This is a genomic window from Amycolatopsis sp. CFH S0740, assembly GCF_004522315.1.
Lineage (GTDB): Bacteria > Actinomycetota > Actinomycetes > Mycobacteriales > Pseudonocardiaceae > Amycolatopsis > Amycolatopsis nivea.
Genome location: NZ_SDLS01000001.1, coordinates 133,242 through 154,675 on the forward strand (window position 1 = coordinate 133,242; position 21,434 = coordinate 154,675).

General features: G+C 69.1%; 20 protein-coding genes. 8 read left to right on the forward strand and 12 right to left on the reverse strand.

All coding sequences use genetic code 11. The annotated features are described in order from the left end of the window. Positions 1–90 precede the first annotated feature (90 nt). From EIZ45_RS00645 to EIZ45_RS00655, 3 genes are read left to right on the forward strand one after another with little or no spacing between them, the layout of a single operon-like run. Positions 91–1,425 carry an MFS transporter gene (locus tag EIZ45_RS00645; protein WP_205669779.1) on the forward strand — a complete coding sequence of 445 codons (1,335 nt, stop codon included), beginning with the start codon at positions 91–93 and terminating at the stop codon, positions 1,423–1,425. 26 nt (positions 1,426–1,451) lie between these two features. Beyond that, on the forward strand, positions 1,452–3,509 hold the full coding sequence (locus EIZ45_RS00650) for a hydantoinase/oxoprolinase family protein (RefSeq protein ID WP_134661711.1): 2,058 nt from the start codon (positions 1,452–1,454) through the stop codon (positions 3,507–3,509). Further along, positions 3,506–5,086 carry a hydantoinase B/oxoprolinase family protein gene (locus EIZ45_RS00655; RefSeq protein WP_134661710.1) on the forward strand — a complete coding sequence of 527 codons (1,581 nt, stop codon included), beginning with the start codon at positions 3,506–3,508 and terminating at the stop codon, positions 5,084–5,086. The genes EIZ45_RS00650 and EIZ45_RS00655 overlap by 4 nt, the downstream gene beginning before the upstream one ends. Before the next feature lie 117 nt (positions 5,087–5,203). Here the strand turns inward: EIZ45_RS00655 and EIZ45_RS00660 are convergent, their stop codons facing one another. The 3 genes from EIZ45_RS00660 to EIZ45_RS00670 form a co-directional block, all read right to left on the reverse strand. Continuing rightward, complete coding sequence (locus EIZ45_RS00660) at positions 5,204–5,614, reverse strand: NUDIX domain-containing protein (protein ID WP_134661709.1); 411 nt, start codon at positions 5,612–5,614, stop codon at positions 5,204–5,206. Between the two features lie 42 nt (positions 5,615–5,656). Then, positions 5,657–6,385 carry a hypothetical protein gene (locus EIZ45_RS00665; RefSeq protein ID WP_199817551.1) on the reverse strand — a complete coding sequence of 243 codons (729 nt, stop codon included), beginning with the start codon at positions 6,383–6,385 and terminating at the stop codon, positions 5,657–5,659. 194 nt (positions 6,386–6,579) lie between these two features. Further along, positions 6,580–7,302 (reverse strand): endonuclease V, encoded by a 723-nt coding sequence (locus EIZ45_RS00670; protein ID WP_240690531.1) that lies wholly within the window; start codon positions 7,300–7,302, stop codon positions 6,580–6,582. 181 nt (positions 7,303–7,483) lie between these two features. On the opposite strand from EIZ45_RS00670, the gene EIZ45_RS00675 reads away from it, so the two are divergent. Further along, positions 7,484–8,017: an AAA family ATPase gene (locus tag EIZ45_RS00675; RefSeq protein ID WP_205669778.1), complete on the forward strand. Its 534-nt coding sequence runs from the start codon at positions 7,484–7,486 to the stop codon at positions 8,015–8,017. 6 nt (positions 8,018–8,023) lie between these two features. Here the strand turns inward: EIZ45_RS00675 and EIZ45_RS00680 are convergent, their stop codons facing one another. From EIZ45_RS00680 to EIZ45_RS00695, 4 genes are all read right to left on the reverse strand, one after another. Then, entirely contained in the window at positions 8,024–8,566 is a 543-nt protein-coding gene (locus EIZ45_RS00680; protein ID WP_063697512.1) for a hypothetical protein, read from the reverse strand. Between the two features lie 94 nt (positions 8,567–8,660). Then, positions 8,661–9,821 (reverse strand): sulfotransferase, encoded by a 1,161-nt coding sequence (locus EIZ45_RS00685; protein WP_134661708.1) that lies wholly within the window; start codon positions 9,819–9,821, stop codon positions 8,661–8,663. Positions 9,822–9,831: 10 nt separating this feature from the next. Beyond that, positions 9,832–10,611, reverse strand: coding sequence for an SDR family oxidoreductase (locus EIZ45_RS00690; RefSeq protein WP_134661707.1), 780 nt, complete (start codon positions 10,609–10,611; stop codon positions 9,832–9,834). 3 nt (positions 10,612–10,614) lie between these two features. After that, positions 10,615–11,784, reverse strand: coding sequence for a DUF1214 domain-containing protein (locus tag EIZ45_RS00695; protein WP_134661706.1), 1,170 nt, complete (start codon positions 11,782–11,784; stop codon positions 10,615–10,617). An 85-nt stretch (positions 11,785–11,869) separates the two neighbouring features. On the opposite strand from EIZ45_RS00695, the gene EIZ45_RS00700 reads away from it, so the two are divergent. Continuing rightward, the gene (locus EIZ45_RS00700) at positions 11,870–12,772 is read left to right on the forward strand and encodes a helix-turn-helix domain-containing protein (RefSeq protein ID WP_134661705.1); all 903 of its coding nucleotides are present in this window, start codon (positions 11,870–11,872) and stop codon (positions 12,770–12,772) included. Positions 12,773–12,835: 63 nt separating this feature from the next. Here EIZ45_RS00700 and EIZ45_RS00705 read toward each other — a convergent pair whose 3' ends face one another. Beyond that, positions 12,836–13,309 (reverse strand): nuclear transport factor 2 family protein, encoded by a 474-nt coding sequence (locus EIZ45_RS00705; RefSeq protein WP_134661704.1) that lies wholly within the window; start codon positions 13,307–13,309, stop codon positions 12,836–12,838. Positions 13,310–13,391: 82 nt separating this feature from the next. On the opposite strand from EIZ45_RS00705, the gene cysD reads away from it, so the two are divergent. After that, a complete protein-coding gene (gene cysD, locus EIZ45_RS00710) occupies positions 13,392–14,309 on the forward strand; it encodes a sulfate adenylyltransferase subunit CysD (protein ID WP_134661703.1) in 918 nt (305 codons plus the stop codon). Then, positions 14,309–16,171, forward strand: a complete 1,863-nt coding sequence (gene cysC, locus EIZ45_RS00715; protein ID WP_134661702.1) for an adenylyl-sulfate kinase — start codon at positions 14,309–14,311, stop codon at positions 16,169–16,171. The genes cysD and cysC overlap by 1 nt, the downstream gene beginning before the upstream one ends. An 11-nt stretch (positions 16,172–16,182) precedes the next feature. On the opposite strand, the gene EIZ45_RS00720 is transcribed toward cysC, so the two are convergent. From EIZ45_RS00720 to EIZ45_RS00730, 3 genes are all read right to left on the reverse strand, one after another. Beyond that, complete coding sequence (locus tag EIZ45_RS00720) at positions 16,183–16,887, reverse strand: type 1 glutamine amidotransferase domain-containing protein (RefSeq protein ID WP_134727397.1); 705 nt, start codon at positions 16,885–16,887, stop codon at positions 16,183–16,185. Then, on the reverse strand, positions 16,884–17,828 hold the full coding sequence (locus EIZ45_RS00725; protein WP_134661701.1) for an acetoacetate decarboxylase family protein: 945 nt from the start codon (positions 17,826–17,828) through the stop codon (positions 16,884–16,886). Before EIZ45_RS00725 ends, EIZ45_RS00720 begins: the two co-directional genes overlap by 4 nt. Before the next feature lie 80 nt (positions 17,829–17,908). Continuing rightward, positions 17,909–18,490: a TetR/AcrR family transcriptional regulator gene (locus tag EIZ45_RS00730; RefSeq protein ID WP_134661700.1), complete on the reverse strand. Its 582-nt coding sequence runs from the start codon at positions 18,488–18,490 to the stop codon at positions 17,909–17,911. 63 nt (positions 18,491–18,553) lie between these two features. On the opposite strand from EIZ45_RS00730, the gene EIZ45_RS00735 reads away from it, so the two are divergent. Continuing rightward, entirely contained in the window at positions 18,554–19,816 is a 1,263-nt protein-coding gene (locus EIZ45_RS00735) for an NADH:flavin oxidoreductase/NADH oxidase family protein (protein WP_134661699.1), read from the forward strand. On the opposite strand, the gene EIZ45_RS00740 is transcribed toward EIZ45_RS00735, so the two are convergent. After that, the gene (locus tag EIZ45_RS00740) at positions 19,785–21,416 is read right to left on the reverse strand and encodes an ABC transporter substrate-binding protein (RefSeq protein ID WP_134661698.1); all 1,632 of its coding nucleotides are present in this window, start codon (positions 21,414–21,416) and stop codon (positions 19,785–19,787) included. The two genes, EIZ45_RS00735 and EIZ45_RS00740, sit on opposite strands and share 32 nt — an antisense overlap. Positions 21,417–21,434: the final 18 nt, after the last annotated feature.

Consider the following 21,434-nt stretch of genomic DNA (forward strand, 5'->3'; position numbering starts at 1 on the left):
GCCGGCCCAGGAGGTCTTGACACCGCACCGGCGCGCGGGTTTGATGCCGCGAAAGCTCATCAAAACGTTTTGATGATGATAGGAGGCGCCATGGCCGCCCCGCACGAGCCCGCCCCGCCCACCACCGCCGCGCCGACCGTCGGCGACGTCTGCACCGGGATGGGGCTGACCCGACGGCATTGGCTCGCCGGATCGGTGCTGTTCTTCGCGTTCGTCGTCGAGGCCTGGGAACAGGTCGGGCTGGTCTACGTCTCGAACGGGATCGCGGGCGAATTCGGCGTGGACAACACGAAACTGGGCTGGGCCCTGTCCGCGGTCGCGTTCGGCATGGTGCCCGGCGCGCTGCTGTGGGGCGGGCTGATCGACCGGCTCGGCCGCCGCCGCGTGACGGTCGCGAGCCTGCTGATCTACGCGGTCCTCGCGCTGGCGGCGGGACTTTCGCCGGCGTTCTGGCCGTTCGTCGTGCTGCGGTTCCTGTCCGGCGTCGCGTTCGGCGGGGTTTACGCGGTCACGTTCCCGTACTTCCTCGAACTGCTGCCGACCGCTCGCCGCGGCCAAGGCGCGGTCGCGCTCAGCATCGGGTTTCCGATCGGCACGCTGCTGTGCATCGGCGTGAGCCAGTCGCTGGGCACGATCAGCTGGCGTGCGGTCGCCGTTGTCGCCGCGCTCGCCGGGCTGTGGGCGTTCGCCGTGCTGCGCTGGGTGCCCGAATCGCCGTACTGGCTCGCGCGGCGCGGGCGGCACGCGGAGGCTGCCGCGGTCTTGCGTGGTCTCGGTGCGGAAATCCCCGCCGACACAAGGTTTTCCGTCGAGGACGCCGACCGCAAGGCGGGCGCGGTGCGCAACCTGTTCCGTTCGCCGGTGCGCCGCCGGTTCCTGCCGATGCTGCTCACGTCGTTCACGTTCAGCTGGGGTTATTGGGGTTTGCAGACTTGGCTGCCGGTCCTGCTGCAGAACCGCGGGCTGAGCGTGTCCGGCGCGCTGTGGTTCGTCGCGGTGACGCAGGTGGTGTCCGTGCCTGGCTACCTGCTCGCCGCGTGGCTGACCCGACGGCACGGGCGCAAGCGGATCTTCCTGCTGTTCGCGCTGGCCTCGGCGATCGGCGGGGTGCTGTTCGGCCTCGCCACCGGTTCCACGCAGCTGTACGCGGGCAACCTGATCCTCGCGTTCTTCTCGCTCGGCGCCTGGGGCATCTGGAACACCTGGTCGGCCGAGGTGCTGCCGACCGGGCTGCGCGGCGTCGGCTACTCCTGGTCCACCTCGGCGATCCTGCTGGCGAACACCGTTTCGGTGCCGGTGATCGGCGCGATGATGGACCACGGGGTGGCGTCGTCGCTGACCGTCGCGTCGATCGTCGCCTTCCTCGTCGTGGCGCTGCTCGCCGTCCTTCCGCTGCCCGAGACCGAGGGTCGCGCGCTCACCTGATTTCCCTTATCCGACAAGGAGTTCCCATGACCTACCGGGTCGCCATGGACATCGGCGGCACCTTCACCGACGTGGTCGTCCACGACGGCGCGACGCAGCGGCTGCGCGCGGGCAAGGTGCTCACCACCCCCGACGACCTCGCGCGCGGCGTTTTCGGCGCGCTGGAAGGGTTCGACCTGCCGTTCGCGGAGATCGAGTTCTTCGTGCACGGCACCACGCAAGGCCTGAACGCGCTGCTCGAACGGCGCGGCGCGAAGGTGCTGATCCTGACCACGAAGGGGATCGGCGACGTCTACCGGATCGCGCGCGGCAACCGGAACCGGCTGTTCGACCTGCATTACCGCAAGCCCGCGCCGCTCGTCGGCCCGGAGGCGGTCGCGGAGGTCGCCGGACGGCTCGACGCCACCGGCGCGGAGCTCGAACCGCTCGACGAGGACGCCGTGCGGCTGGTCGCGAAACGCGTGCGCGAAGAGGGTTTTGAGGCCGTCGCCGTGTGTTTCCTGTTCTCCTACCTGGATTCCGGGCACGAGCGCCGCGCCGGGGAGATCCTGCGGGACGAGCTCGGCGACGACGCGCTGGTCGTGCTCTCCCACGAGGTCGCGCCTGAATGGCGCGAGTACGAGCGGACGTCGACGGCGGTGCTCGAGGCCTACACCGGCCCGTCGGTGCACCGCTACCTCGACCGCATCGAAGCGCGGTTCACCGAGAAGGGCCTGCACGTCCCGGTGCACGTCATGCAGTCCTCCGGCGGCCTGGTCAACGCGGGATTCGCGCGGCGGCATCCCTTGCAGACCCTGCTGTCCGGTCCCGTCGGCGGCACGATGGGCGGCGTCGCTGCGGCGAAGCTGCTCGGCCGTCCGGACCTGATCTGCGTCGACATGGGCGGGACCTCGTTCGACGTCTCCCTGGTCATGGACTACGCCGCCGACGTTTCGCCGGACGGCGAGGCGGAGGGTTTCCCGCTGCTGATGCCGCTGGTCAACCTGCATACCGTCGGCGCGGGCGGCGGTTCGCTCGCCTACGCCGAAGGCGACGCGCTGCGGGTCGGGCCCGAGTCGGCGGGCGCGGTGCCCGGTCCGGCGTGCTACGGCCGCGGCGGCACGCAGGCGACGGTCACCGACGCGAACTGCGTGCTCGGCCGAGTCGATCCTGAGTCGTTCGCCGGCGGCGGAATGCCGCTCGACCTGGACGCCGCGCGCACCGCCGTCTCGACGCTGGCGCAGCAGCTGAGCATGGACCCGGTCGAGCTGGCGTCCGGGATCTGCGACGTCGGCAACGCCAAGATGGCACAGGCGATCCGGACCCTGACCGTCGAGCACGGCCGCGAACCGGGCCAGTTCGCGCTGCTCGCGTTCGGCGGGGCCGGACCGATGCACGCGGCGTTCATCGCGCAGGAAATCGGCATCACCGAGGTGATCGTGCCGCGGTTCCCCGGCGCGTTCTCGGCGTGGGGCATGCTGGAGGCGGACGTCCGGCGGGACTTCACCATGCAGTTCTTCGCCAACGGGGCCGAACTCGACACGCGCGCGTTGCGGGTGGCGCTCGATTCGCTGCGCGATCAGGCGCTGGAAGCATTGCAGGAGCAGGGAATCCCCGAGGATCGTCGTTCGGTGACGCACGGCGTCGACATGCGGTACGAGAGCCAGGACTACACCCTGACCGTCCCGATCCTGGACGACGATCCGGTCGACAGCCCCGATTTCCTGCCCGCCGTCGAAGCGCGGTTCGCCGAAATCCACCACCAGCGGTACGGCCACGCGACCCCCGGCGCGCCCGTGCAGTTCGTCGCGCTCCGCACCACCGGACACGGCGTCGTCGACCGTTCTGCGGCGGCTGCCGAAGCGAGCGCAGAACGGCCGGATCCGGTGGTCCGCGACGTCGTCTTCGCCGGACAGCCGGTGCCCACCACGATCGTGGCGCGCTCGTCGCTCGCCCCCGGCAGCCGGTTGGCCGGACCCGCGATCGTGCACGAGGAAACCGCCACCACGGTCGTCCCGCCGGACGCCGAACTCGCCGTCGACGACCGCGGCTTCCTGGTCGTCACCCTCGCGGCCGCCGGCCACCTGCAGGAGGAACACGCGTGAGCATCAGCCCCGTCACCACCGAAATCATCCGCTCGGCGCTGATCCAGGCAGCCGAGGACATGAACATGACCCTGATCCGGTCGTCCTACACGCCGACGATCTACGAGGGCAAAGACTGCGCCGTCGCGCTGCTGGACCGGAATCACCGCGTCCTCGGCCAGTCCTCGGGGCTGCCGATTTTCCTGGGAAACCTGGAGATCTGCACCAGCCACACCGAGGATCTCTTCGGCCCGGACGTCTGGCAGCCCGGCGACGTGTGGGTGCTCAACGACTCCTACATCGGCGGCACGCACCTCAACGACTGCACCGTGTACGCGCCGATTTTCGTCGGCGACGAGCTGGTCGGCTTCGCGGCTTCCCGGGCGCACTGGATCGACATGGGTTCCAAAGACCCCGGCGGTTCGATGGATTCCACGAACATCTACCAAGAGGGCCTCCGGATGGGCCCGACGCGGATCGTCGCGGGCGGCGTCGAATGCATGGACATCCTGCGATTGATCGAGACGAACGTGCGGTTTCCGTACGTGACCCTCGGGGACATGCGCGCGCAGATCGCCTGTGCCCGGATGGGCGTGCGGCGCCTCGGCGAGTTGTTCGCCCGCTATGGCGCGGAAACCGTCGACGCCGCGCGCGAGCAGATCTTCGCCCAGACCGAACGACTGGAACGCGAACGGATCGCGGCGATCCCGGACGGCGAGTACGAGGCGACCGGCTACCTGGACAACGACGCGATCGACCCGGACACGCCGCTGAAGGTGCGCGTCCGGGTCGTCGTCGAGGGCGAATCGATGACGATCGACCTCACCGACTGCGCCGACCAGGCCACCGGCCCGGTCAACTGCGGCCGCTCCCAAGCGATTTCCGCCGCGCGGGTCGGGTACAAGCTGCTGATCTCGCCGCAGGTCAGCCTGAACGGCGGTTCGTTCGCGCCGCTGGACGTCCAGGTCCGCGACGGGTCGATGCTGGGCGCGCGGGAACCGGCGGCGTGCCAGTACTACTACTCGAGCCTCGGCATGCTGATCGATCTCGTGGTGGCCGCGCTCGCGCCCGCGATGCCGGACCGCGTCGCCGCGGCCAGCTACGGCGATTCGATGATCGTGCAGTTCGCCGGCGACCACCCGCGGACGGGCGAGCCGTTCGTGACCCTGGAAGCGACCGTCGGCGGCTGGGGCGCCTGGGAAGGCGGTGACGGGGAGACAGCGCTGATCAACAACGTCAACGGCTCGCTGCGCGACCTGCCGGTGGAGGTGGTCGAAACGCTGTATCCGGTGCGGGTGAACGAATACCGCATCCGCACGGGCTCGGGCGGCGCGGGCCGCTGGCGCGGCGGGGACGGGGTGATCCGGGAGTACGTGATGGAAGCGGATCAGGATTTGTCGCTGTGGTGGGAGCGCTCGGTGACGCCCGCATGGGGCCTGTTCGGCGGGTCGTCGGGTGCTCCGCCGCGGGTGGTGCTGAATCCGGGGACGCCGGAGGCGCGGGAGATGTTGAAGGTGAACAGCCTTCGCGTGCGGCGCGGGGATGTGCTGCGGTGCGAATCCGGCGGGGGAGGGGGGTACGGGGTTCCGGAGGTTTAACGGGCGCTTTCCGCTCCAGAGGTGGTTTTGCACGGCCTCGACTGCTTGCTTGGGGTCGAGGTCGTGCCGGACATGGCCGCTGAGCCCTGAGGCAGTGCTGCCTTGCGCGGTGAGTGTCTAATGTGGAGCGTCGGCTAGCAGGCCGGTCTCGCGCAGGTGGTCGAAGATGACCTGGTCGACCGGGGACACCCGGTTCCGGTCGGCGTAGGTCAGCCAGACGATTTCCTCGATCTCGCTGCTGGGGGTCAAGGCGCCGCGGTAGTCGGCGGTGTAGCAGGTCATCCGGACAATCGTGCCTGCTGCGTGGCCGTGCGCCTGAGCTTGGAAAGTGCCGAAATGCTTCGCGCTTTCGGGCGTGATGGCGACGGCGAGCTCCTCGTCGATTTCGCGGACGAGAGTCTGGAGATCGGTCTCGCCGGGTTCGCGTTTGCCGCCGGGGAGGTAGTAGACGTCCTTGCCTCGGGAGCGGGTGCTGAGGATCCGGCCCTCGTCGAACCGGATCCAGGCGATCTTGTCGATGACCGTCACGAGTGTCCTTCCGGGATGCTCCCTCTTGCGGCTCGGCGGAAATCACGCTACCGGCAGGAACTGGGCGACGTCGGCCAGGGCTTTCAACGTCGCACCGTCGAGATGCCCGGCGGCGGTATCGGCTTCGGCCACGACCAGGGCGTTCTTGTCCCGGCGGTCACTGTAGTTCAATCCGGTGAACGAGACGCCGGCGATGCCGAGCGCGAGGGAGATCTCCAGCGGACGCACGTCACCGCTGCCCTGCACGGTCTCGACTTCCTGGAAGCCGTTGCGCTGCTTGGCCGACTTGAACCCGACTCGCACGACGGATACGACCGCGGCGTTGCCGTGCCCGTCGCCTACGGCCAGCAGCATCCGGTCCAGGGACGTGCAAGGGGTTCGGGCTAGGAACTCGCGCACTTTGCCGGTGGCTGCCGAAAGACACTCGGCTTCGTGCTCGAATCTGTGCCGGAGCTCCTTCATCTTCATCCGGCTCCAGGACTCTTTCCGGTTCCCCTTCTTCGCGGATTCCCGAGCTTTCGCCGTGCGTTGCGAGAGGGATCGCCCAGGCAGTCCGTCGACGACGTCGGCAGCGGCGTTGTCGGCGAACACGCTGCCGGCGCCACTGCTGGAACCGGCGAGGCCGCCCACTGCGGCTCCTGAACCGCCAGCTGCGATCGCGACGGCTGCCGCTGCCGCGACCACTACGCCGCCGCCCTTCTTCTTGCCCCCGCCGTCCAATTTGACCCGTCGGCCGTCGGGCAACGTGACCCACCCCGTGTCAGTCGCCATCATTCTCCCCTCGAAACTGAAAACTGCCACCGCCACCACAGCGGTGCGGACTGGATCGCTCGCTTGGCGATTTCTGTTTCACGGCTGTGCTGAATTACGGCCAGTGTGAGAGGTGGCACCGACAGAAACGGCCCGGTGGGCCGCGTGATACCCCCGGATGGAGCAGTGCTCAGGCTATGCGGAGGCCGTGAGACTCAGCGCAATGCATCCGCCAGCGCGCGTCGGCACAAGGAATCCGCTTTGCGGGTCGTCTCCGGCAAGCGGTACTTCGGGGCCAGCGCCAGCGTCGCGTCGCAAGCCTCGGCCAGGCCGATCCGGTGGCCGACCGACACGAAGACCGGCTTGACGTCCGGGCGCGTGCGCAGGGCGCGGCCGACCACTTCCGTGCCTTCCAGCAGTGGTGACCAATCGCCGCGCAAGGGGCCGGGTTGGGCGTAGGAGAAGGTGAACGGCGTTTTGGCGACTCCGGCTGTCGGCAGGTCGGTCAGGACGCCGAGGTGGCTGGCCAAACCCAGCCGGCGCGGGTGGGCTAAGCCGTAGCCGTCGCAGAGGACCAGGTCTGGGCGGTGGCGGAGCGCGGCGAGGGCGTCCAGGACGGGCGGGAGTTCGCGGAAGGCGAGCAAACCGGGGACGTACGGGAAGCTGACCGTTCCGGCCGCTGTCGATTCTTCTACCGTTTCGTGAGAGGCGAAGTCGACCAGTACGGCGGCTGCGACGACCACGTTCCGTTCGTCGTCGTAGGCGACGTCGACTCCGGCTACCAGGGCGCCGTCGGAAAGGGCGGGGCCGGTCGGGTCTACGAGCGTGCGCAGGCGGTGTTGTTCGGCGAGAGCGTCGGCCTCGGTGGCTGGCCAGGCGGGCATCGGGTCCTCAAGCGGGAAGCGGCGGAAGAGGTCTTCGCGAGGGAAAGCTAGCATCAGGGCACCGACGATCAGGGGAGAGAAACGGCCTCGACAGGCACGCCGCTCTGGAATCTGCTGGCCGGGTCGCTCTTCAGCCTGCGCACCGGATTCGTCCTGCTGGTTGCCGCACGACGACGCCGGAAGCGAAGCTGAAAATCGTTGGCGGACCGGCGGCGAAGAAGGCAGGGTCCGCAGTGTGACGATCTTCCTGGTGACCGGCATCCAAGCGGCGGGCAAGTCGACGGTGGCGCAGGCGCTCGCCGAACGGCTGCCGAAATCCGTGCACGTACGCGGCGACGCGTTCCGGCGGATGGTGGTCAACGGCCGGGTCGAGATGGGTCCGGCCGACCCGCCCGTCGAGGCGGTCCGCCAGCTGCGGCTCCGGCACGCGCTCGCGGCGCGGGTCGCGGACGGGTACGCCGACGCCGGATTCACCGTGGTGCTGCAGGACATCGTGCTCGGCGAGCACCTGACCGAGATGGTCGGCGCGCTGCGCACGCGGCCGTGTTACGTCGTCGTTCTGGCGCCGAGCGTCGAGGCGGTAGCGCAGCGCGAGGCGGCGCGGGGGAAGGTCGCGTACCAGCCGGACGACACCGGGATCGCCGGGCTGGACGCGTATCTGCGGGTGAAGACCCCGCACCTCGGGCTGTGGCTGGACACGTCGGAGCTGACCGTCGGGGAAACCGTGGACGCGATTCTTGCCCGCGCCGAAGCCGAAGCGGCGGTCTGACCGGCGTCAGTTCGGCGGCTGCTGCGGTCCCTCGCCCGGGTTGGACTGCGGCGGCAGCGGCTGGGAGTAGCCGGACTGCTGACCGGGGTCCTGCTGAGGATATCCAGGCTGGGGATAGCCCGGCTGCGCGTATCCGGCCTGCGGATACCCGTACCCGGTCTGCGGATACCCGGGCTGCCCGCCCGTCGGATGCCCGCCCGGCGCGAAACCGGGCTGCGGCGCGCGGCCGCCCTTCGCGATGCCGAGCACGACCAGCAGCCACGACAGCACTTCGAGCACGCTGAGCGTGAGGCCCACGATCGTGAAGATCGTCGTCATCTCGGAGGTGCTCAGGTGGTCCGACGCCATCCACGACGCGACGTTCGCCAGCATGATCCGCCAGGCGATGTCCAGCGCCGTGGTGACGAGCATGACCGCGAACGCGGCCACCATCAGCCCGGACCCGCCGCGCGAGCGCCGGTTGATCGAGAGGATCAGGCCGAACAGCCCCACGATCAGCAGCAACGCCTGCGGGAGGATCTGGAGCACAGTGTTGGTGAAGGTCGTCATGCCTGCTCTCCGCTCGAGGAACGTCGGGCAGATCCTAGGGCGCGGCCCCGTCCGGCGCGGCCGGTTCGCCGAACATCCCGGTCTCGAAACGGCTTCAACTTCGGTGCGCGGGACGGTATCCGGCGAACCGCTCGTCGACCTCCTCGGCGGTCAGGCCGAAGTCGGCGAGGTCGTAGCGGTGCCGGGGTTTCGCGTCCCCGGTGCGGCTCCGCTCGTGCAGCGCGGTCATCGCTTCGCGCGCTCGCGGGGCGAGGTTCAGGCCGAAGTGCTGGTAGACGCCCTCGACGGTGCCGATCGGATCGGCGACGAAGTCCTCGTACCGGACGTCGCAGAACTGCGCGGGGTCGTGCCGGGCGCGGGCGGCGGCGAACTGTTCCGCGCCCCGGGCCCACAGGTCGAGCTGGCTGCGTCCGACGACCTCGCCGCGGAACGTGTCCGACCAGCCCTCCGAAGCCTGCTCGGTGAGGCTGCAGACCGAGGCGATGATGGTGCTGGGCGCGCGGTGGGTCTGCACGATCAGCGCGTCCGGATAGACCTCCAGCAGCGCGTCGAGGGCGAACAGGTGGCTCGGGTTCTTGAGCACCCAGCGGCGGCCGGCGTCGGGCAGGCCGATGAGCTGGAGGTTGCGCCGGTGCCTGCGGTAGGCGTCGGTCCAGTCCTGTCCGTCGAGCCAGCGCGAGTAGCCTGGCACGTGCGCGAGGCATTCGTACGAGACGGATTTCAGCGACTGCCGCAGCAGCTGCCAGCATTCCTCGACCTGGTCGGCCGACATGTGATGCAGACCCATGAACTCGGGATGCTCGACGTGGTGCTGTTCGTATCCGGCCTGGATCGCTTGGAAGACCGGGTTGTCCGGCCACGTCTCGCGCGGCGGGCGCGGCTGCGGCATTTCGGTGAGCCACACCTCGAGTCCCTGGTGCGCCGGGTCTTCGGTCAGCAGCCGGTGCAACGCGGTGGTCCCGGTGCGCGGCAGCCCGGTGACGAAGATCGGCCGGTCGACGGGCACGTCGGCATACTGCGGATGCTGTTTCCACGAGGCTTCGCTCAGCAGCCTCGCGACCAGCGCGCCGCGCAGGAAAGCCCGGTGGACTTTGTTGCCGTACGGGGTCAGATCCGCTTCGGTGGCATAGGAATCGAGCAGCACGCGGAGGCCTTCGAGGTGGTCGTCGCCGCCGAAATCGTCGAGACCGGTGAGTTTCGTGGCGGACGCGTGGAGGTCTTCGACCGTGCCGACGCTGTCTCGTCCTGGACGCATGCTCTTCCCCTCAGTGATGGTATTCGCCGGCGTTGACGTCGAGGCATTGCCCGGTGACGCAGCGGGCGAGCGCGGACGCGAGGAACACGACGGTGTCGGCGATCTCGTCCGGTTCCGGGAGGCGGCGCAGATCGATCGTCTCCGCCGTCTCCGCGTACACCTGCTCCGCGGGCACGCCGCGTTCCTTGGCCAGGTAAGAGAAATACCACTTGAGCGAGTCCGCCCAGATGTAGCCCGGGGCGACGGAATTGACCCGAATTCCTTGCGGGCCGAGTTCCGACGCGAGGCTCTGCGCGAGCGCGAGCAAACTCGCCTTGGCCATTTTGTACGCGCCGAAAGTGCGGCGGGAATGCCGCAGCACCGCCGAGTTGATCATCACGACCGAACCGGTGCTTTCGGCGAGCGCGGCGGTGCAGAGCCGGGTCAGCCGAAGCGCGGCGAGCACGTTGGTCTCGAATCCGGCGCGGACCGCGTCGAGGTCGACTTCGGCGAGGTCGGTGATCGGCGGGATCGCGAAAGCGTTGTTCACCAAGGCGTCCAGCCGCCCGAACTCGTTCAGCGCGGTCTCGACGAGCTTGGTCGCCGAGGCGTCGTCGGTGATGTCGGTCGGCACCTGGACGGCGCGGCGGCCGAGCGCTTCGACTTCGGCGGCGACCTCGGCGAGCCGGGATTCGGTGCGGGCCGCGAGCACGACGTCGGCCCCGGCGGCGGCGGAACGCAGGGCGATGGAGCGGCCCAGCCCGGGGCCGATTCCGGACACGAGAACGACTTTGCCGGTCAAAAGGTCCATGGGTCAGCCCAGCATCCTGGCGGCCACGGCAGCCTGTCGCGCGGCGATCCGCTCCGCCCATTCCTCGGGGGTCACGCGAGCCTCCTTGTGGTACGGCAGGCGGTCGGCGAGTTCGCCGAACTTCACGACCTCGACCTCCGGACCGTCTTCTGCGGTCAGTTCCCGGGAAAGCCGCTGCCAGCGGATCTGGACGTAGCCGCGGTCGTGCCCGGTGCGTTCGAGCCAATTCGCGACGCCGGGGTCGCGTTCGCTGATCACGAACCGCATCCTGCCGTCCGGGTCGACGCGGGCCTGGTCGGCGGTGAGGCTGGTCTGGTGGTTCAGGTAGTCCAGCGAGACATACCAGGTGCTGCCGAGCTGGATGCCCTGGTACGGCGCGTCCGAGCGGGGCACGGTGACGATCATGACCTCGTCGTCGGCGAGTTCGTAATGCCCGGCCGAGGAGTACTGCGTGGGCAGGCCGCCGGGCGTGCTGCGCGGTTCGGTCATCGTGTTCACCGGCAGGTTCAGGTAGAACCACTTGGGGAAGGCGAGGAACGTCTTGATCCGGCTGAGCAGGATCTTTCCGGTGACGCCGTAGCGTTTCTCCATCGCGGTACGCGTCAGCGCGGGCGGCGCCTGGCCGGTGGTATTAGCGCAGCGGAGCTGGATCGTGCCGCGGCGTTCGGTCGCCCAGTCGCTGTAGACCTCGCGGACCACGAGCATCGACGACCCGGGGCCGAGCACGAAATAGCCGGGTTCCGGGTCGGGCTTTGCCGGGCCGAAGCGGATCTCGAAGGAACCGTCGGCGGCGATGGGGATCTCGCGGTCGTCGAAGGCGGTCATGCTGTCGGGCACTTCGACCGGCGTGTAGTCCCCGTTGAGGACCTGGAAGCTGAGATCGGCGGTGGTGCCCCGGGTGCCGGTGACGACGTACTCGCGGTCCTCGCGGATGTTCGCGTTGAAGTACAGGGTGTCCGGGTTGTCCAGGCCCATTTTCGTGTACGGGCCGGTGGAGAGCGTGAAGTACGGGAAGTCCCGGTCGTAGGCCCACGCGGTCTGCACCGAGGCCCGGATGCTGCCCGCGAGGTAGTCGTACCCCTCGACCAGGTCCTGTTCGGTCCGGACGTGCGGCGCCTCGGCGATGATCTTTTCGGCTTCGGCGATCGCGCCGGCGAGCGGTTCGGTCAGCACCGGAGACTCCTCACTGGTCCAGATCTGTACCGGAGTGGTACGTTCAAGGTCGGTTGAGACTAGAACGCGTTCTAAGGACGGGTCAATGGCGGTTACCCGGCGCTCGCCGCCGACGCAGCGGGTCGTGCGGCTGCTGGACTATTTCGCGGCCCGGCCGGGCCAGCGCTTCGGGCTGTCCGCGCTGGCCCGCGAACTGGACCTGAGCAAGCCGACCTGCCTCGGCATCCTGACCGAGCTGACCGCGAGCGGTTACGTGGTCCGCGACCCTCGGTCGACGACCTACCGCCTGGGGTCGGCGATGATCGCGGCCGGACGGGCGGCCTCCGAGGGTTTCGGCGCCAGCGAAATCGCCCGCACGCATCTGGAAGAACTCAGCGCCCGGTACGAGGCGACCTGCACCGCGTCGGCGGTGGTCGACGGGCGCATCCTGATGCTGCAGAGCGCCGGGCCGGGCAAAGTGCGGCTCGGCGAGACGTATCCGTTCGCGCCGCCGGTCGGGCTGATGTACGTGCTGTGGGACGCCGACTCCGCCTTCGACGCGTGGCTCGCGACGCCGCCCGCGGTGCCGGTCCGGCTGGACGAGGCGTACCTGCGGCGCGTGGTCGCGGAGTGCCGGGAACACGGGTATCTGGTGGAAAGCCTGACGTCGGCGGGCCGCCGGCTCTACACGCTGATGGCCGGGGTGGCGGCCGGGGATCTGCCGCCCGAGGTGCGCGGACTGGTCGGCGAGCTGGTGTCGAGCCTGGGGGAGCGGGTGTACCTCGGCGCGGACCTGGAACCGCGGAAGAAGCACGCGGTGAGCCTGCTCGCCGCCCCGACTTTCGACGCGTCGGGGCGGCAGGAGCTGGTGCTGACGTTGTCGGTCGGGGAACCGATCACCGGCGCGGAAATCGCGCGGCGGGGCGCGGCGCTGGCCGCGGTCGCGGACGCGGTGACCGCCGAGGCGGGCGGGGTCCGCCCCGACGCGGCTCGATCGAACCGTCCGTGAGGGCCACCCTGAGGGAACCTGATTCCCTCAGGGTGGCCCTCACGCACCACCAGCGGCGGCCGCTCAGGCGGGCTGACCCCACATGTTCGCCGTCAGCTTCCAGCCCGGCTGGTCCTTCATCGAGACCAGCGTTTCGTACAGCCGCTCGTATCCGGTGCTGCTGATCCGCCAGACGCCGTCCTCGCGCCGGTAGGTGTCCTCGTAGTACGCGGCGCCCTCGATCACCACCCGGTGCTCGGAGACGATCACCTTGTCCTGGAACAGCCACCGCCCGGTCGCGGTGTCGCCGTCGATCTCGATTTCCGGGTGGCCGGCGAAATGCATCGTCGTGATGCCGGGGCCGACGGTGGTGCGCAGGAACTCCATCAGCGCGTCGCGGCTGTCGAACTTCAGCGGTTCGCCGTAGGAGGGCGTGCCGTAGTGCACGCGGGCGTCGGCGGTGAGCGTCTCCGCCATCTCGTCCCAGCGCTTCAGGTCGAGGCACCGGAGGTAGCGGAATTTCACGCGGCGGATGTCTTCGAGCGCGGCCAGGTCCATGCGCTCAGGGTCCTCCGCCGCTTGACCGAGCGCAAGAACCTGTTCTACTTTTCTGTCCTCGAACCTCGGAAGGGCGGATCCGATGGCGACCCAGGCACCCCCGGCCTACGAGCTGAGCCACCTCGGTGCGCTCGAAGCCGAAGCCGTGCACGTCTTCCGCGAGGTCGCGGCCACCTTCGAACGGCCGGTGCTGCTGTTCTCCGGCGGGAAAGACTCGATGGTGATGCTGCACGTCGCGGCGAAAGCGTTCTGGCCCGCGCCGTTGCCGTTCCCGGTCATGCACGTCGACACCGGGCACAATTTCGCCGAGGTCATCCGGTTCCGCGACGAAACCGTTGAGCGCTACGGATTGCGGCTGCTGGTCGCGAGCGTCCAGGACGACATCGACGCGGGCCGGAGCGTCGAGGATCCGAAGGCGGGCCGGAATCGGCTCCAGACAGTCACATTGCTGCGGGGCATCCGCGAGAACGGCTTCGACGCGGTGTTCGGCGGTGCGCGCCGCGACGAGGAGAAAGCCCGGGCCAAGGAACGCGTGTTCAGCTTCCGCGACGAGTTCGGGCAATGGGATCCCCGGCGGCAGCGTCCGGAACTGTGGAATCTGTACAACGGCAGGCATCGCAAAGGCGAGCACATCCGGGTTTTCCCGCTGTCGAACTGGACCGAGCTGGACATCTGGCAGTACGTCGAAGCCGAAGGCGTGACCCTGCCGTCGCTGTATTACGCGCACCGCCGTTCGGTGGTCCAGCGCGACGGGATGCTGCTCGCCGACACCCGGTTCCTCTCCGTCGCCGAGGGAGAAGTGCCTTATCCGGCAACGGTTCGCTTCCGCACGATCGGCGACGCGACCTGCACCGGGTGCGTCGAATCGACCGCTTCGTCACCGGCGGAAGTGGTGGCCGAGGTCGCCGCGACGCGGGTGACCGAACGCGGCGCGACCCGGGCCGACGACCGGATTTCCGAGGCCGGAATGGAAGACCGCAAAAAGGAAGGCTACTTCTGATGAGCGCCGGGGACCGGGTCACGACGGTGCGGCTCGCCACCGCGGGCAGCGTGGACGACGGCAAATCGACCCTGATCGGCCGGCTGCTGTTCGATTCGAAGACGGTGTTCACCGACCAGCTCGAAGCGATCGAGCGCACCAGCCGGGACCGCGGCGACGCGTATCCGGACCTCGCCCTGCTCACCGACGGCCTGCGCGCGGAACGCGAACAGGGCATCACCATCGACGTCGCGCACCGGTATTTCGCCACGCCCAAGCGGAAGTTCATCATCGCCGACACCCCGGGGCACGTGCAGTACACCCGGAACATGGTCACCGGGGCGTCCACTTCGGACGTCGCGCTGATCCTGGTCGACGCGCGCAAGGGCGTGCTCGAACAGTCGCGCCGGCACGCGTTCCTCGCCAGTCTGCTGGGCATCCGGCACCTGGTGGTGTGCGTGAACAAAATGGACCTGGTCGACTGGTCGCAGGAACGGTTCGAGGAAATCCGCGAGGACTTCCGCCGGTTCGCGATGAAATTGCAGACCCCGGATCTGACCTTCGTGCCGATGTCCGCGCTGCACGGCGACAACGTGGTGCACCGGGGCGCGAGCATGCCCTGGTACGAAGGCACTTCGCTGCTGCACCACCTGGAACAGGTGCACGTCGCTTCCGACCGGAACCTGGTCGACGCGCGTTTTCCGGTGCAGTACGTGATTCGCGAGCACAGCCGGGATTTCCGCGGCTACGCCGGGACGGTGGCGGGCGGCGTCTTCAAGCCCGGCGACGAGGTGACCGTGCTGCCGTCCGGATTCACCACGACCGTGCGTGCGATCTGGGGACCCGGCGGGGTCGAGGTGCCCGAGGCGTTCGCGTCGCTGGCGGTCACCATCGAGCTTGCCGACGAACTGGACCTCAGCCGCGGCGACCTGATCTGCCGTCCGGGCAACCGTCCGCACGTGGGCCAGGACGTCGACGCCATGGTGTGCTGGTTCTCCGACCAGGCCTCGCTCGCTCCGGGCGCGAACTACCTCGTCCGGCACACCACGCGCGAGACCAAGGCCGAGGTCCGCGCGCTCGACTACCGGCTGGACGTCACCACGCTGCACCGCGACGAGACCTCGGAGTCGTTGTCGCTCAACGAAATCGGCCGGATCCGGCTGCGGACCCGGCAGCCGCTCCTGTTCGACCACTATGCCCGCAACCGGCCGACCGGCGGATTCCTGCTGGTCGACGAACACTCCGGCGACACCGTCGGAGCGGGCATGATCACCGGCCCGAGCGCGACCGCGCCGAACGTGGTCTGGCATCCCGCGGCGGTCTCCCGCGACGAACGCGCGACCCGCGGCCGGACGGTCTGGCTCACCGGGCTGTCCGCCTCGGGCAAGTCGAGCGTGGCCGTGGAACTGGAACGAAGGCTGGTCGCGTCGGGCCGCCCCGCGTACCTGCTCGACGGCGACAACCTCCGGCACGGGCTCAACGGCGACCTCGGCTTCGCCCCGGCGCAACGAGCCGAGAACATCCGCCGCGTCGCGGAGGTCGCGAAGCTGTTCGCCGACGCCGGTTTGGTGGCGGTGGTGTCGTTGATCAGCCCGTACCAGGCGGACCGCGAACTCGCGCGAACCGTGCACGAAACCGCGGGTCTGCCGTTCTTGGAGGTCTTCGTCGACACTCCGCTCGAAGTGTGCGAGGACCGCGATCCGAAGGGTATGTACGCCAAGGCGCGCGCGGGCGAAATCACCGGATTCACGGGGGTGGACGCGCCGTACGAACGCCCCGTGTCCCCGGACTTCGTGCTGCGCCCGGAACACGGCGACCCGGCCGCGATGGCCGCGCTGGTTCTCGACGCCCTGGAGCTGTCAGCCGATGAGCGTAAGGCATAACGTCGTTCGCGCTAGGCGGCGGAGACGTCCTTGATGATGCGGCGTGCGAGCGCGGCTGAGGATCCGGGGTTCTGGCCGGTGTAGAGGTTGCGGTCCACGACCACGTGCGACTTTAGCGGCAATCCCGAGGTGTAGTCCGCGCCCGCTTCCTTGAGCCGGTCTTCCAGCAGCCACTTGGCTTTCCACGCAAACGGGTTGAACCGTTCCTCGACGTTGGAGAGCCCGGTCATCCGGTAGCCCGCGAAGGGCCAGCTGCCGTCCGGGTTTTTCGCGGCCAGCGCCGCCGCCGGGGCGTGGCACAGCAGCGCGAGCGGCCGGGCCGAGGAGAGCCGTTTGGTGAGCAGGGCGCCGGATACCGGGTCGACGGCGAGGTCTTCCATCGGGCCGTGGCCGCCGGAGTAGAAGACGACGTCGAAGTCGTCCGGGTCCAGTTTGGACAGATCGGCGGGGTGTTCCAGGACGGGGGAGAGGCGGTCGAGTTCGGCGCGCAGTTTCTTGGCGGTGTGCGGGAGCACGCCGCCTTTGACACCGAGGCTGAGCTGGTCGACCACGGGCTGTTTGCCGCCGGGGGTGGCGACAGTGACGTCCCAGCCTTCGTCGGTGAACAGCGTGTAGGGGACGACGAATTCCTCGGCCCAGAACCCTGTGGGGTGCTCGGTGCCGTCCTTCAGCGTCCACACGCGGGCGGCGGAGAGCACCTGCAGAACCTTGGTCATCGCGAAACTCCTTGCTGGGGAACCGAATACGGGACCGGCAGGTGCAGGGCGAGCTGGCCTTCGGCGAGCACGTCCAGGCGGACCGGGCGGGTCGGCTTGAGCGAGCGCAGGTCGTCGCTCATCCGGCCGCGCCCGAGCTTGAGGTCGACGTCGCGCGGGAAGGACGTGCTGCCGGACGACAGCGCGTTGGTCTGGCTCAGCGTCGAGTGCCAGGCGCCGTTGATGGTGGTGTACGAGGTGAGCGTCGAAACGCGTTCGCCGCTGGGGTGCCTCGTCTGCGCGGGAGTGGCGGCCGACAGCGCGAGGTCGAGTTCGCCGGAGTCGTCGGCGACCCGCGCGGTGGTGCGGTTCGCGTCGATGTCGACGTCCAGTTCGGTGACCCACTTGGGAAAGCCGTAACCGTCGTGGCCGCGGACCTGCGCGATGTCGGTGTTGACCGGCAGCGACAGGACGTAAGTGTCGAGGTGGTCGTTCTTGAGCGCGGCGACCAGGTCCACGAACCCGAGCTTCCCGTGCCGCGCGGGCTGGACCGCGACGCCTACGGCGGCCTCGGTGTAGAAGTCGATGTCGCACACGTCGTAGCGGAAGAACATCACCGACACCAGGCCGAGGCCGGGCGCGACCTCCAGCGGCGCCAGCTCCCGCGGCAGCCGGGCGCGGATCGCGCGGGACCGGGCGAGCATGGTCAGCCGGGCCGAGGACATGCGGTAGTAGAAGTTCGGCGTCAGCGTCGGGCCGATCGGCGATTCGACCTTCGTCTTGGGCAGGCCGCGGAAGAACTCGACGCCGCTGACGCGCGGGTCGCGGGCCACCTCGTCGAGGTCGGTGTCCATCCGGTAGCGGTCGAACAGCCCGCCCTCGGGAACGGCGACGCGGCGGCCGCCGAGGTCGACCTCCACTGTTCCGGTCCTCGCCGGGCTGTCCTGGCTGGGCGGTGCCATCGGAGTGCTCCCTCACGTCATGTGTGCAGTGCTTACATCACGGTAGGCTGCGATGTGAGCACTGTCAACACCGGGAGTCGTCAGTCACCCGGCCGGGCGGCGAAGACCGCGGTGAACGACGCTCGGACCTGGTTCGCGACGTCGTCGGCGGAGGTGCTGGCGAGCTTGCCGTCGAGGTGCAGGCAGGCCAGTCCGTGCACCATTCCCCATCCGCCGACGGTGATGCTGGCGAGATCGGCGTCGGGGAACACGTTCGCGACGGCGCGGGCGAGCGTCTCGTGCACCGCGGCTGCCGCTGTGGCGCGATCGTCGTTCGTGTCGTCGCAGGCGTTGCCGAACATGAGCCGGAACAGCGCTGGGCGGCGGAGGGCGAAGTCGACGTACGCGACGCCCAGTTCCGCTAGCTCGGCGACTGTATTCGGGGTGGTGTCGGCTTGGTTCAGGTCGGCATCGAGGTCGCGCAGGCCCTGGGCGGCCAGTGCTGATTCCAGGGCGTCGCGGTCGGCGAAATGCCGGTACGGGGCGGTCGGGGAGACGCCCGCTTTCCGGGCGACCGCGCGCAGGGAGAACTGCTCGCCCTGCTCGAGCATCCCCATCGCGGTCGTCAGCAGGGCTGCGCGCAGATCGCCGTGATGGTAGCCGTCCTTCGTGGAAGTTGACACTGCTTACATCGCCTCCTACTCTTATGTGAGCACTGCAAACATACCGCATGGAGCGAAGGAATCATGACGACCTCGCCGCTGTTCACGCCATTCGCGCCCGCCCACGGGCCCGCGCTCGCCAACCGGATCGTCAAAGCGGCCATGGAAGAGAACATGGCCGGCCCCGGGCAGTTGCCCGACGAGCGCATCCGCCGCCTCTACCGGCGCTGGAGCGAAGGCGGCGCCGGACTGATCATCACCGGCAACGTGATGGTGCACGCCGAAGCGATGACCGGGCCGGCCGGCATCGTCCTGGACGACCAGTCGCCGCTGGAGCCGTTCCGCGCGTGGGCGGACGCGGCCAAGAGCGGCGGTGCGCGGGTGTGGATGCAGATCAACCACCCCGGACGCCAGGTGATGGCGAACATGCCCGGCGTCGCGTGGGGCCCGTCGGCGGTCAAGGTGAACCTCGGCAAGCAGAGCAAACGGCTCGCGCAGCCGACCGAGATGACGGCAGTCCAGATCGGACAGACAGTGGCGAGGTTCGCCGAGACCGCGCGTCGTGCCGAGGAGGCCGGGTTCGACGGGGTCGAGATCCACGCCGCGCACGGATACCTGCTGTCACAGTTCCTGTCGCCGCTGGTCAACCGGCGGTCCGACGAGTGGGGAGGCATCGTGGAGAACCGGGCGCGGCTCCTGCTCGACATCGTGCGAGCCGTGCGCGACGTGGTGTCCCCGGCGTTCGCGGTGAAGCTGAACTCGGCTGACTTTCAGCGCGGCGGGTTCGACGCCGCGGATGCCAGCCGGGTGATCGAGATGCTGGCTCCGCTCGGGGTCGACGTGGTCGAGCTGTCCGGCGGCAGCTACGAAAGCCCGGCGATGTCGGGTCGTTCGGCCGACGAGCGCACGGTGGCGCGAGAGGCGTACTTCCTGACTCTGGCCGAAGAACTCGCCGCGACGAGCCCGCTGCCGTTGATGCTGACTGGCGGCATCGTCCGGCGGCCGGTCGCCGAACAGGTGCTGGCCGGGGGCATCGACCTGGCCGGGATGGGGACGGCGCTGGCGGTGGATCCCGACCTGCCGAAGAAGTGGCTCCACGGGGAGGATGCCGCGGTGGAGCTGGCACCGGTGGCGATCAAGGACAAAGCGCTGGCTTCGGCCGCAGGGATGGCGCGGGTGCGCCGCCAGCTACGGCGGGTCGGGGCGGGCCGTACGCCGCGGTTGCGGACGAATCCCAAGCTGGCGCTGGCGAAAGAGACCGTCCTGCAGCAACGCGCGTTGCGTCGCTACCGCGGCTGGCTCGACGAGCGAGGCGTCAGCAGGACGTTTTCGGCACCGCAGTCGTGACCGCCTTGTTCCACACTGTCGCGGTGGATCCGTCGGCTCTGATCTCGACGACCGGGAACGGTTTTTCCACCGGGTTGCCGTACTGCGCCTGATCGGGGCTGAACTGGATGGTCCCGCTCGCGCCCTGGACGGCGTTCTGGCAGCGCATCTCCTCGATGAGGCCGATTTGGGACAGCGGCGTGCGCACCACTGTGTCGGCGTTGCCGTTCGCGGCTCGGCGGGCGGCCATGACGGCGACCATCATGGCGTCGTGGGCGAGGATGCCTTCGCCGCTGCCCAGGTCAGCGACGGAGAATGTCAGCGGGGCGGCGCCGTCGTCCGCGCGGACGGTCTGGCCGTTGCACATGCCGGGTTTGCCGGTGAAGACCGACTGGAAAGTGTTGTAGGCGGCCTGTTCGGCGCTGCCGTTGCACGGACCCCATTCGTCCGGGCTGGCGAGCGAGGTGAACAGCACCCGGACGTGGCCGCCGCGGACGGCGTCGCGGAGGCTGGCCTCGTTGATCGCGGAGCCGCCGTCGTCGCCGGTGACGACGGTCAGTTTTCCGTTGGCGCACGGCGTGTTCCCCTGCGTCCAGGACTGTACGAACGGCCCGAGGTCGGTGCCGCGGCCGGTGAAGTAGACGACCGTCGGCGCGACTGAGCACAGGTTCTGGTTCAGGTACGCGAACTGGGTGAGCAGCGGGTCGGCGCGGGAGACGTCGTGCGGCAGCGCGCCCGGCGAGGTGAACGGGAACCGGTGCGCGGCGGGCATTTCCTTCACCGCCCGCGAGCCGAGGGTCTGGGTGTAGTCGTCGCCGGGGATGTTGTCCTGCACGATCGCGACCCGAGACGGGTCCGGCTCGATGCTCGCGATGAACCGGGCGGCGGCCGCCACGGAATGCGTGTTGGTGGGCGAGGTGCGGAAGAACCCGGTGTTGAGCTTGCCCTCGGGGGTGAGGTTCATGGTGTCCCCGGTGACGGTCGCGCCGATCACCGGCAGATGCGCCTGCGCGGTCAGTTTCGCGGCCGCCGCGCGGGTGTTGTCCATGCTCTGGCCGAGCCCGATCACCGACACCACGTGGTTGCCCGCCGCGTGCTCGGAAATCTTGTCGACGGCCTCGGACCAGCTCGCGTACTGGCTGCCCATGTTCGCCAGGAACAGCTTCACCTTCGGCACGCTGCCCTGGAACGCGGCGGTGTGGTTGGCCCGCCACGCCCCGGCGATCGCGCCCTCGATGTCCGGGTACAGATCAGGGTAGAGCCGGGTGTCGACGCCCTCGTTCGGCGACATGTCCTGGAACAGCACCACGGACACGTAATTGCCGGTGATCGCCGCGTTGTTGGCCCGGACCGCGGCTTCCAGCTCCCGCATGTGCTCCGGCTCGTTCTGCCGGAACTGCGCGCTGTCCAGGTTGATGCCGACGCACGCGTCGTTCGCGTCCGCGGTCATGCCTTCCCCGCACCGGGCGAACAACGGCGGGACGAGCAGGCCCGCGGCGACGAGGACGACCACCGTCAGCGTGGCGAAACCGGTCGCCAGCACCGGACGCCGCAGCACCCAGTTGGCCAGCCGCGGGAATCGGTAGGTGAACCAGCGCAGCAGCTTGCGAATGCGGTCCATCACGCTCCTGTCGGGAAA